The 11,102-nt window shown below is 40.3% G+C and carries 13 protein-coding genes; 4 read left to right on the top strand and 9 right to left on the bottom strand.

Annotated elements, in window-relative coordinates; genetic code table 11:
- Positions 1 to 1,140, top strand: coding sequence for a GNAT family N-acetyltransferase (locus tag AAEZ18_RS10635; RefSeq protein WP_011326778.1), 1,140 nt, complete (start codon positions 1 to 3; stop codon positions 1,138 to 1,140).
- Here AAEZ18_RS10635 and AAEZ18_RS10630 read toward each other — a convergent pair.
- Positions 1,117 to 1,707 carry a DUF938 domain-containing protein gene (locus AAEZ18_RS10630; protein WP_089367530.1) on the bottom strand — a complete coding sequence of 197 codons (591 nt, stop codon included), beginning with the start codon at positions 1,705 to 1,707 and terminating at the stop codon, positions 1,117 to 1,119. The two genes, AAEZ18_RS10635 and AAEZ18_RS10630, sit on opposite strands and share 24 nt — an antisense overlap.
- A gap of 291 nt (positions 1,708 to 1,998) precedes the next feature.
- On the opposite strand from AAEZ18_RS10630, the gene AAEZ18_RS10625 reads away from it, so the two are divergent.
- The 3 genes from AAEZ18_RS10625 to AAEZ18_RS10615 all read left to right on the top strand — a co-directional run bounded on the left by AAEZ18_RS10625 (position 1,999) and on the right by AAEZ18_RS10615 (position 4,425).
- Positions 1,999 to 3,375, top strand: a complete 1,377-nt coding sequence (locus tag AAEZ18_RS10625; RefSeq protein ID WP_350594703.1) for a class II fumarate hydratase — start codon at positions 1,999 to 2,001, stop codon at positions 3,373 to 3,375.
- Between the two features lie 113 nt (positions 3,376 to 3,488).
- Positions 3,489 to 4,010: a hypothetical protein gene (locus tag AAEZ18_RS10620; RefSeq protein WP_011326775.1), complete on the top strand. Its 522-nt coding sequence runs from the start codon at positions 3,489 to 3,491 to the stop codon at positions 4,008 to 4,010.
- Between the two features lie 10 nt (positions 4,011 to 4,020).
- Complete coding sequence (locus AAEZ18_RS10615) at positions 4,021 to 4,425, top strand: hypothetical protein (RefSeq protein ID WP_350594700.1); 405 nt, start codon at positions 4,021 to 4,023, stop codon at positions 4,423 to 4,425.
- 25 nt (positions 4,426 to 4,450) lie between these two features.
- Here the strand turns inward: AAEZ18_RS10615 and AAEZ18_RS10610 are convergent, their stop codons facing one another.
- The 8 genes from AAEZ18_RS10610 to AAEZ18_RS10575 all read right to left on the bottom strand — a co-directional run bounded on the left by AAEZ18_RS10610 (position 4,451) and on the right by AAEZ18_RS10575 (position 10,516).
- Complete coding sequence (locus AAEZ18_RS10610) at positions 4,451 to 4,636, bottom strand: hypothetical protein (RefSeq protein ID WP_011326773.1); 186 nt, start codon at positions 4,634 to 4,636, stop codon at positions 4,451 to 4,453.
- 55 nt (positions 4,637 to 4,691) lie between these two features.
- Positions 4,692 to 5,012 carry a hypothetical protein gene (locus AAEZ18_RS10605; protein WP_041454305.1) on the bottom strand — a complete coding sequence of 107 codons (321 nt, stop codon included), beginning with the start codon at positions 5,010 to 5,012 and terminating at the stop codon, positions 4,692 to 4,694.
- Positions 5,009 to 5,647 (bottom strand): DUF4178 domain-containing protein, encoded by a 639-nt coding sequence (locus AAEZ18_RS10600; protein ID WP_011326771.1) that lies wholly within the window; start codon positions 5,645 to 5,647, stop codon positions 5,009 to 5,011. The genes AAEZ18_RS10605 and AAEZ18_RS10600 overlap by 4 nt, the downstream gene beginning before the upstream one ends.
- 74 nt (positions 5,648 to 5,721) lie before the next feature.
- Positions 5,722 to 6,414, bottom strand: a complete 693-nt coding sequence (locus AAEZ18_RS10595) for a PspA/IM30 family protein (RefSeq protein WP_011326770.1) — start codon at positions 6,412 to 6,414, stop codon at positions 5,722 to 5,724.
- A gap of 24 nt (positions 6,415 to 6,438) precedes the next feature.
- Positions 6,439 to 6,852 carry a YjfI family protein gene (locus tag AAEZ18_RS10590; protein ID WP_011326769.1) on the bottom strand — a complete coding sequence of 138 codons (414 nt, stop codon included), beginning with the start codon at positions 6,850 to 6,852 and terminating at the stop codon, positions 6,439 to 6,441.
- A gap of 79 nt (positions 6,853 to 6,931) precedes the next feature.
- Positions 6,932 to 8,653, bottom strand: coding sequence for a polyamine aminopropyltransferase (locus tag AAEZ18_RS10585; RefSeq protein ID WP_011326768.1), 1,722 nt, complete (start codon positions 8,651 to 8,653; stop codon positions 6,932 to 6,934).
- Between the two features lie 4 nt (positions 8,654 to 8,657).
- Positions 8,658 to 9,557 (bottom strand): DUF350 domain-containing protein, encoded by a 900-nt coding sequence (locus tag AAEZ18_RS10580; protein WP_011326767.1) that lies wholly within the window; start codon positions 9,555 to 9,557, stop codon positions 8,658 to 8,660.
- A gap of 26 nt (positions 9,558 to 9,583) precedes the next feature.
- Positions 9,584 to 10,516, bottom strand: coding sequence for a hypothetical protein (locus AAEZ18_RS10575; protein ID WP_011326766.1), 933 nt, complete (start codon positions 10,514 to 10,516; stop codon positions 9,584 to 9,586).
- Between the last annotated feature and the right edge of the window lie 586 nt (positions 10,517 to 11,102).

Raw genomic sequence — 11,102 nt, 5'->3', positions numbered from 1 at the left:
ATGGCGACATTTTCGCATCAATGGTTTAGTAGTATTAATCAAATAGAGCGAGCGCATTGGCAACGTTTGTTTGGCGACGAGCCATTTACCCAACATGCTTTTTTATACGCATTAGAGCAAAGTCAGTGTGTTAATCAACAAAGTGGTTGGCAGCCTTATCACTTAGCTATTTTTGAGGGCGAAAATATTATTGCGCTGGCACCTGGCTATTTAAAAAGCCACTCTTACGGTGAATATGTGTTTGATTGGGCCTGGGCAGAAGCATACGAGAAACATGGCTTAGAGTACTACCCTAAATGGTTATGCGGTGTGCCATTTTGCCCCATTGAAGGTAGCCGTATTGCTATAGAGCACAGCAATCCTAGTTTAGTGTATAAATACATTACAGAGTTACTAAACCTGCACAGCAAAGAGCAAGGCTGGTCTGGTTGGCACGTTAATTTTTGCAACTTAGCCCAAGCCACACACCTCACTGAGCAACACGCTATGCTTAGAGTGGGTGTGCAATTTCAGTGGTTTAATAAAGGCTTTACATGCTTTGACGATTTTTTAAATACGCTTAATTCACGTAAGCGTAAATCACTAAAAAAAGAACGCAGCAAAATAACCCAACAAAACATTACTATTGAATGGCTGCAAGGGATGCAAATTACGCCTGAAATTATGCAGCTATTTTGCGAATTTTATCAACGTACTTATTTAAAACGCTCTGGCCACTTAGGCTATTTAAATATGCCCTTTTTTAAGCTTTTACATGCGCTAATGGCCGACAAGCTAGTCATTATGCTAGCCAAAAAAGAAGACGCTATTATTGCCGCAACCCTTAGCCTAATAGGAGCAGATACACTGTATGGGCGGTATTGGGGGGCAAGCGAAGAGGTAGATTCTCTGCACTTTGAACTATGCTATTACCAAGGGATTGAGTTTGCAATAAAGCATAACCTCAGCTGTTTTCATTCAGGGGCACAAGGTGAGCATAAAATAGCACGCGGTTTTGCCCCTGTATTAACCTACTCAGCTCACCATATAGTTGATAATAACTTTAGCAACGCAATTAGCGATTACTTAAAACGTGAACGCCAGCATATTAATATTTATAAAGATCAATGCAGCGCATTACTGCCGTTTAAAAATCAGTAACTGATTATTAGCAGGCATGGCTATATCACTTATTAACGTTAGCCCTGCTTGCTTTGCTAATAGCTCAACTGCTGCAAAATCTCTAATACCGCTAAGTGGGTCGCGCTCTATTAAAAAGCGATTAAAGTCGTTATTACTTTGGCTAGTAAACTCGCCTTTATATTTAAATGGCCCGTAAATACATACTATGCCTTGGTCATTTAAATGCTGTTTTACACCCGCAAAAAAATGCTCTACAAGTTGCCAGCTTACAATATGAAAAGTATTAGCCGTGTAAATAGCATCCACTTTATCTATTGGCCACGCATTGTTTAAGTCAAGTTCAAGGGGAGCATGTAAATTGGTTAAATTAACCTCGCGGTGCCATAAATTAATACCTTCATGATTAATCGCTCTGTCGCTGCTATACCATTGTAAATGCGGCAACTGCTGAGCAAAGTACACGCTGTGCTGACCTGTACCTGAGCCTATTTCGAGCACCGTTTTGGCATTCGCTAACACAGATTTTAACTGCGCTAAAATAGGCTGTTTATTATTTTCACACGCTTGTGAGAATGGCTTGATCATTTTTACTCTCAAGGTTAAAGACTGATGCGCAACAGTAAAACAAATTTAGCGTATTTTGTCGTGCGCTAATGTACGCTTTAAAGCCAGTTAATTAATCTATACTTTTATAGCTGTACTTTACATTGAAACACCTAGCTCAAAATGTAATGATAACTATTATCAAATAACCCTTGCAATTTACCACACCAGCCTATAGATAGAGTACAAGGTTTACTTACAATAAATAATTACCAAGCGAGTGCGTAATGAGCATTCTCAGCCGCTGGTTTAATCCTTTTAAGGAAGAATATTATGACTCAGTTTAGAACAGAATCAGATAGCATGGGCGAGTTACAAGTCCCTGCTAATGCACTATATCAAGCGCAAACTCAGCGCGCTGTGAATAATTTTGCCATCAGTGGTTTAGCTATGCCTAAGCAGTTTATAACCGCCCTTGCTTACATTAAACAAGCGGCAGCGCAGAGCAACTTTGAGCTTGGGCACCTAAGCCAAACTAAAGCTAAAGCAATAGAGCAAGCATGCCAAGAAATTATTGATGGTAGCTATTATGAGCATTTCCCGGTCGATATATTTCAAACTGGCTCGGGTACTAGCTCAAATATGAATGCCAATGAAGTGATTGCCACTTTAGCAAGCCGGCTAGGCGATGAAAGCATTCATCCTAATGATGATGTAAACATGGGGCAAAGCTCTAACGATGTGATCCCTACTGCCATTGCCCTGAGCAGCGCAATAAATGTGGTGTACGAATTACTCCCTTCACTAGAAAAACTATCACAGCATTTAGAACACAAAAAAGCCGAGGTTGGCGCTATAGTAAAAACCGGCCGCACTCATTTAATGGATGCTATGCCGGTTACTTTTGGGCAAACTCTAAGTGCCTGGCAAACGCAAATTAACCATGCCGCGGCTGGTATAAGGCATAGCCTAGAGCGTGTTTGCGAACTAGCGCAAGGTGGTACCGCTGTAGGAACAGGTATTAATGCCGATCCACAATTTGCACCGCTATTTGCTAATAATCTCAGTGCCAACGTAGGTATTAGATTTACGCCTAGCAGTAACTTTTTTTACAATATTGGTTCGCAAGATGCCATTGTCGCGCTTTCAGGGCAATTAAAAGTACTTGCTGTAGCGCAAATGAAAATAGCCAACGACTTGCGCTGGATGAACTCTGGTCCATTAGCTGGTTTAGGTGAAATAGAGCTTGAAGCACTGCAACCCGGATCATCTATTATGCCCGGCAAAGTAAACCCAGTGATCCCCGAAGCGGCAGCTATGGTGAGCGCCCAAGTAATTGGTAACGACGCTACAATTACCGTTGCCGGCCAAGCAGGTAATTTTGAGCTAAATGTAATGCTGCCGGTAATTGCTTATAATATTTTACAAAGTATAGAGTTACTCGCTAATAGCGCCCAAGCACTGGGAGATAAAGCCATTGCTAGCTTTACAGTAAATCAGCTAAATATTGATAAGGCACTGGCTAAAAATCCTATTTTAGTAACCGCGCTAAATCCGGTGATCGGTTATGAAAAAGCAGCCAAAATAGCGAAACAAGCATATAAAGAAGCTCGCCCAATTATTGATGTTGCCGAGCAAGAAACTGATTTATCGCGCAGCGAGCTCGAAAAGCTACTTAACCCCAGCAAGTTAACCCAAGGCGGGCTGTAAATATTCACAGTAATTAATAACGGCTTTAATTGCTTGATAATAGAGTTTTTATTGCCGTAACAAATGCACAGTGTATGATAGTGGTGAATAATTCACCACTATCAGGATTTGTTATGCGTACACCATTGCTAGCTATATTTTTACCACTGTGTTTAACCGCTTGTTTAGATAACCCCGTAGCAGAAACAGAAAAAACAACTGCCAGCGAAGCAACAACGCCATCGCAGCAAAAACTACAACAACTGCAAAAAAGTAACAAAGCAGAATTACATGCCCCAGCCGAAAAACTATCAAATACTGCCATGAAAACAGTTACTCTTGATGACATTAAAACAGCTAAAAATGAATTAAATACGCTCATTGCTAATAAACAATGTGATAGCAGTACGCAGTGCCAAGTAGAAGCTGTAGGTAGCCGAGCATGTGGCGGCCCAAGTAGTTATATAGTGTATTCAACGACAACAGCAACAACTGAGCAAGTCACTGCATTAAGTAAAAAAATCACTACTTTTGAAAGTAACTATAATGCCCAAAATCAAATGGTCAGTATTTGCCAACATTTAACTGCGCCAAGCACGCAGTGTGTAGAAAATAAATGTGTTAAACTTGAAGGCTCAGCAGTAAGTGTATTTTAAGGATAAGGTTATGAGTTGTTTGCCATCAGCAATTAAACTATCAATTGTAAGTATTGCTACTAGTATTTTGTTACTGAGCGGCTGTGCTAGCACAACATCGTCAAGCAATGATCACGGAACGAGTTTAGCGAGTCTTAATAGTCAACTTAACGATATTGTTAGTAACAATAGCTGTACAGCTAGCTTTCAATGTAAAGTGCTTGAAGTAGGTGCGCGTGCGTGCGGTGGGCCAAGTAAGTATGCGGTGTACTCAACACTTAATACCCAACAAGAACAAGCTGAGCAGATTGCACAGCAAATAACAGCACAAGAAAACACGCTAAATAAGGCACAAGGCTTAACTGACTGCCCATCAGTGCTTGAAGTACAATCACTATGTATTAATCAGCAATGCCAACCTTTTGAAATAAAATAATGCTGCAAACAATTTAATTTCAGCGTTATCCTAAATATGGGATTAACGCTGAAATAATTACCACCATTACTAAACAAATCCCCGCCTTAATAATATAGTGCATTGGCATTTTGTTAAGCACCCAATACGCATAAATAAAACGCACAAAGTAGCTTGCCGCAGTACCAAATAATGCAAAAATTAGTAAGTAAGCAATTAAAATTATATTCACGGCAACTCGTTATTTTATCTTTTTAGTTTAAGGGCATAGCGTCTATAACATAAAACTACTTAATTTTTTTTGTATGAGCAATCAAAAGTTCTGCAACGCGTTGCTTTACTACGCGCTTATCATCACTTTGCACATCAAAACGGCTTGCAAGCTGTGCTATTTCATCGTCGTTTAAATTAAACGATAGACGCTGTCGGGTTTTTTTAGACTTTACATCCAAACCGAGTATTTTGCGGATCATATCTGAAGGTGTTAGCTCTTGATCAATCGCTTGCTTTTTTATCGACTTTTGTACTTCGCTACTTAGATCAAATGCCATTTGCGTGGCACGCACTGCCTGCTCTTGGCGTAACCACTTTTCTTTAGCATCACTCACTTAGCGTCTCCTGGAAACAAGTCAACAATGTCGGTAATTGGCCGCGTTAAGGTAAGCGATACTTCGGTTTCGCCACCATCCCAAATCTCAATATTTAAACCAAAGCCTTTATCATCAGACTCTAAACAAATCATTTCACACAGCTCACCACCTTCTTGCTCATAACGTGGAAGAGCTTGATTGCGATAGTCTTTATTATGAAAATAACACACAAATGGCGATTCGCTTTGCTGATAGCTGTTAGCTAAAAACTGCGTAAAACGCTCTGGTATATTTTGCACTGTGATATGCGTTAAAGACTCTTCATCAAAAATACGCGCAAACTGATCAAGGCCAAATATATCTTCTACTTCATCACGTTGTACTTTTATAGAAAAGTTAGCCCATTGCTCACCATCTTCTTGCTCTATTTGTAAAAATACCACTTGGCCGCTGTCACTTTCCAACACAAACTCAGTGTCACTACTGTGTTGATACTGGTAAGTTTGTATATCAATAACGCGAAGAGTTTGCCCTTTTAACCACGCTGGATAAGCAAATGAATCGATGACAGTAAACATGTCACCTTTTTTAAGCTCACTGGCATGATTAAGCTGACGCTCTGGCTCTTTTTTAGATTTGAAAAAATTAAACATAGGAAGGCTGCCTTCTAAGCAAAAAAGGTAACTAAGCTAAAGCCTGGTTACCTTTTTAAATATGAACGTAATTATTAGCTATTTTGCTTGGCTTTAATACGCGCTAAAATATCAGCACTTTTTGGACTGCTGTCGCCAATTCCGGCTTCTGCCATTTTCGCTTTTAAATCGTCGCCGTTTACATCGGCTTCAAGCTCTTTAGCTGCACCTAACTGATCTTGACGGTCTTGCTGGCGTTGCTTAATACGCTCAAGTGATTGGCGAGCCGATGTCATAGACGAGCTGTTAGTGTTTAATGTGCTGTTTACAGCCATAGTAGCTTGTTGCACGCTTTCTGTGGTTTTAACCATAGTTAGCTGGCGTTGGTTTTCTTTAATCGACTTTTCAGCTTCCTTAACTTGCTGTTTAAGCGCTACAATATGATTGCTAAAACCAGATAATACTTGTTCGTTCTCTGCTTTTTCAGCTTCAAACTCGCCAATTTTTTCTGCAATTTCTAATGCTAAAGCTTCGTTGCCTTTTTCCAGCGCTTGCCCAGCATAAGCTTCATGCTCAGCAATAGATGCATCTACAGCGCTAATTTTACGCTTAGTTTGCATTTCTTTCGCCATAACTTCTGTTAGGCTTTTTTTAGCACGGTGCAAAGCATTTTGTGCATCTGCAATTTCTTGCTCAAAAATACGGATACCGTTTTTATCTACAATTGCTTCGCCTGCTTCACGCGCGCCGCCACGTACTGCTGTAAATAATTTTTTTAAAATACTCATAATCTTAACTCCACTAAATCGCTACTAATCGTTTAAATACATGGTCACGGCTTCTAGTGCATCAATAGCATTATCGGCTAATGTCACTAGCTCGTGGGTAATGTCATCTAATGATGAATTTACCGACAGTGCGCCAAAAATCGCGTATTTATTATCGATTTTAGCAAATGCACTTAATGGAATTGGCACGTTTAAACGTAGTAATGTTTCGTTTAACTCGTTACGTAATTCCGGCTTAACTTCATCTTCGTCAAACAAGTAGCTAATGCATAATAACTGCTCTTGTGTTTGCGTAACAAAAATTGGAAGCTCATCATTTTCATCAACAATGACTTGTAATACATCTTGCTCACCTGGATTAGCAATCAAGAAAGACTCAAAGTTAGCGCCTTCTGTTTCAAAAGAAGCTAATTTTATTGAAAGTTCATTTAATTCCATGTCTCTGCCTTTTGTCGTTTGACATATTATGTCTGAGTTAAGATTCTCATAGCTGACATATTATGTCAACCATGTTTTATTAGTTTTTATACAACTCGCTTTCTATTTGCCATGCTGTACGGTAATAATCGTACAGTTGGCCAGAGCCTAACCTATTGACTTCAATATCTTTAATATGTTCGAAATAATTATTCGGAAAAATAAAACTAGCCAGTAAATATTCTTTACTGATCCACCTTGATGGTATCGGCATTGCGGTTACATCGTTGATTCGCCCACTAGCCGATTGCCCCATTTTGGTAGCTATAGTCCAGCCCCACTGTCCAAATGAAGGAATGTTTTGTTGATACTGCTCTACATATTCAAATCCAGCCGCTTTAACCGTTTTAGCAATACTTAAAAAGGCTTTTTTAGCATGATAAGGCGAAGTTGACTGCACCGCCATTGCGCCATCTGGTGCTAGTAATTGGCGTACATGATTATAAAAGTAGTCACTATACATTTTATTTAAATCGGGATGATTAGGGTCAGGTAAATCAATTAAAATAGTATCAAATTGCTTTGCCTGATCGAGCAACTTTTCAACTTCTAAAAAGGCATCACCAACAATAATATCTGCACGCGGATCATGCATAGATTTGCTATTAAGGCTTAACAACCGCTGGCTAATATCTTCAGGCGAAGTAAATTCAGCATCTTTATGGCCAAACAAATTAAGCAATTGCCCATCAAGGTCAATCAGGGTTACTTTGCTCACCGGCCACTTTAAAACATCTCTAAGTGCCAGCCCATCGCCACCGCCAATGATCAGTACCCGCTCATGACGGTTTGACGCCAACATAGCCGGGTAAACTAACATTGAATGATATATTTGCTCATCAACACTAGAGAACTGTAAGCGCCCATTTAAGTATAAATCGGTTATTGGCTGCGGCTGATTTTTACTTAACCGCTCGGTTAGTACCACATGTTGATATTTAGTGGCTTGAGAATAAATAACCTTGTCTTTGTATAAAACATTGCTCAAGTTATCCATCCAACTACTGCCCAATACCAATATAAACGCAAATAATACTAGTAATAACAGGTGACACGCTAATAACAGTTTGGCAAAGCGTACATAGGTGTGATACCGCCATAAAAAAGCAAGCCCAGCAATTATATTAAACAGCGCAGTCCACGCGGCTGCTTGCATTATGGGCATAGACAACATAATGCTAACCCAAATAGCCGCGCCAATTCCGGCGCCTATATAGTCGGCACCATAAATTGTTCCTGCGTTATTTTCTAAAAAACGGCCATAAACATGCTGACGAATACGCGCAATAAGCGGTATTTCCATACCAATAAACAAGCCAAGTATAAGGCCAAATACATAGGGTAAAAAACGCGACCACTCTTGTAGCTTTTGAAATACATAGCCATTGAGTACTACGTCGGGAGGTAAATTAAAAATACTCGAAAACATATGCGGCAGTGAATAGCTAACAGCAATAACGCCGGCAATGGCTAAAATACAGCCCATACCAATCAAAGCAATTATACTTTCTAGCCAAGCAAAGGCGGTAAATGCATCTTTAAACCAACGTGCTAAAAATGCGCCAATGCCCATTGCTACTATCATAGTGCCGATCATCGCATAAATAGCGCTTTCTACTGAGCCAAGTACCCGCCCCGCATAATGAGACAGTAAGTATTCATAAATAAGGCCACACCCTGCGAGTACGGCCATAACGGTAATAAGTAAAATATCGTGCCCAAGTAAACTAAATTTACTTGGGCTTTTTATAGTTGATGACACTCGATTATGCGCCTAATAGTGTTGCCATAGTTATACCTACCGCAAATGATAACGCTGCAGAAATAGCGGCTACACCCACATTTTTTTGACGGTTCACTTCATCTGAAATATCACAGCCAGATAAAATTATTTTAATTGTCACTAAGTGCAAAATAATAAATACCAGTAAACTAACTACTGCACTTATAGCCCAGTACAACAAACTCGCATTAATATTATCGGCTACATAAGGCGCAATCCCCGTTGCTGCGGTAATGGCTAATGCGCTGCCAATTAAAAAACCGGCATAACGAATACCCACGGCTAAGTTGCCATCAATAATTGCTTGTTGTAAGCAATCACCACTTTTATTGGTGCGCTTAAACAGCTGTACGCGATATTGGCTCACTAACAACAGCACTAGGCTGCCAATAACAAAAGCAGCAACCACAATTGGTAAACCATGCCAACCGTCGGTAGCCACCCACAGCAATGCCGAGCGAATTACAATGGCGACACTAACAACGTGGCCAAAGTCGATAACAGCCGCAGTCACGTTACCTTTAACTATTTCGCTATGTAAGCTCACTTTACGCAGCGCAACTTTATCTTGAAAGAAATGCCCAAGCTTAATAAGTAAAATAGCCAGTGCACCATAGCCCAACATTTGCAGAGCTTCTTGCTGTAATGACACTGCAAAAGCACCGCTGCTTACACCTGTAAGCACAATCGCCAATGCAACTAAACCCGCAGCAAAACTAATACCAAATGCAAAGTTATCACGCTCAGTAATTTCATCATTAGCATGCAGGTTAGATACCCAACCCTTAATATATTTAAGACTCACAAACAGCAAAACAATAATTGCAAAATCAATCGCCAGCGCTTGTAGTGACCACATTGTTATTCCATTAAATTCATACATATTACTCTAACTCCAACTTTATTCTTTTACTTACCACGGCTCACGCCACGAGAGGTTCTACTACCGCTGTTACGAACTGAGCCCGAGTTATTGCTATAACTACTCGAACGAGAATAACTACTGCGACTTTTAGGTGGTGTGTAGCTACTTCGGCTTAAGCCTGACGCCCCCGTTTTTTTGCTCGCATAAGGGCTAGTAAACTGCTTACCTTGGCGTTGATATGATTGACGCGTACGTGTTTCTAGCGTGCTCTGCGCTTTAATTTGTTTTGGGCTTGAGTAGCGCGTGCGGCCGTAATCGTTGTAATAACTATATTTACGACCTCGGCTCCAGCTACCATATTCAACACGATTGAATACATCCCCTAAAATACGATACATACCGTACCATTGCCAAAAGCTAGTACCATTGCTGTTAGATTGCCAGTTACCATAATTAGGATTACCCACCATTTGGTTACCAACTCCAGCGCCTTCAGCTTGCTGACTAATAGCACCAATACGCGCTAAATTACCTTTAGACATATCCGCAAGCATATTAATAGGATCGGTTAACGCATCTGAAAATAACGTAGGCTTTGCAGCTTCGCGCAATAAGTCAATACTGTGCAAAGTATCTTCGTAAGGAGGAATAAGGTAGGTGCCCTTAATATCTTTAAGTCGCTGTGTTAAACCACTATAAAGTGCACCTTGACGAGTGGCGTCAAGGGTAATGACATCAACAACTTTTGAAAGTTCTGGTTGCTGATTTTTAAGCTGAACACCGTATTCTTTAAGTAATAATGCATTACGCAAACTACCATTATCAAGCGCAGTACCTAGCTGTGATAGCTCAACCTCCGCTTTTTTAATCGATTCTTGAATTGTTTTTTGCAGTTGCTCTTCTTTAGATTGGCAACCCATAAGCACCGCAAACAAACAAAACAGGCTGAGAAGTTTCCAAGCTTTAATATTTGACATTCATGTCACCTGATTTACTGAATTAACCTCAGTAGTTTTACACAGGTCACTTATTAAACCAACAGTGAAGTTGCAACAAAATGATTTTAAAAATGAATTTCTAACTTGAGAATACAACGATTGTTAAAGGCTACAGGCTCCTTGAGCTATTTTTGATGCTCTTTATCGTCGGGTGTCGCTACGCTCGCCCAACCTACGCGGGAGACTTGTGTACATTATTCACCCACATTTCACTTTTCTGCAGACGTAAAAAAGCCCGAATCGTTAAATTCGGGCTTTCTACAATTTGGAGCCTGGCAATGTCGTGGTGCCCACAGCAGTGGAGAGTCACAGTGCAAATGCGACACATTCATTGGCTAGTGGTGATATTTTTATGATTTGAGTGTCGGGTGTCGCTACGCTCGCCCGACCTACGCGGGAGACTTGTGTACATTATTTACCCACATTTCACTTTTCTACAGACGTAAAAAAGCCCGACTATTTCTAGTCGGGCTTTCTACAATTTGGAGCCTGGCAATGTCCTACTTTCACATAGCAAATGCTACACTATCATCGGCGCTGTTTCGTTTCACTACTGAGTTCGGCA

The sequence above is a fragment of the Pseudoalteromonas sp. 19-MNA-CIBAN-0066 genome, from assembly GCF_040308705.1.
GTDB lineage: Bacteria > Pseudomonadota > Gammaproteobacteria > Enterobacterales > Alteromonadaceae > Pseudoalteromonas > Pseudoalteromonas nigrifaciens.
Note: the sequence above shows the minus strand (reverse complement) of the source record. Positions and strands in the feature narration are given on the sequence as shown.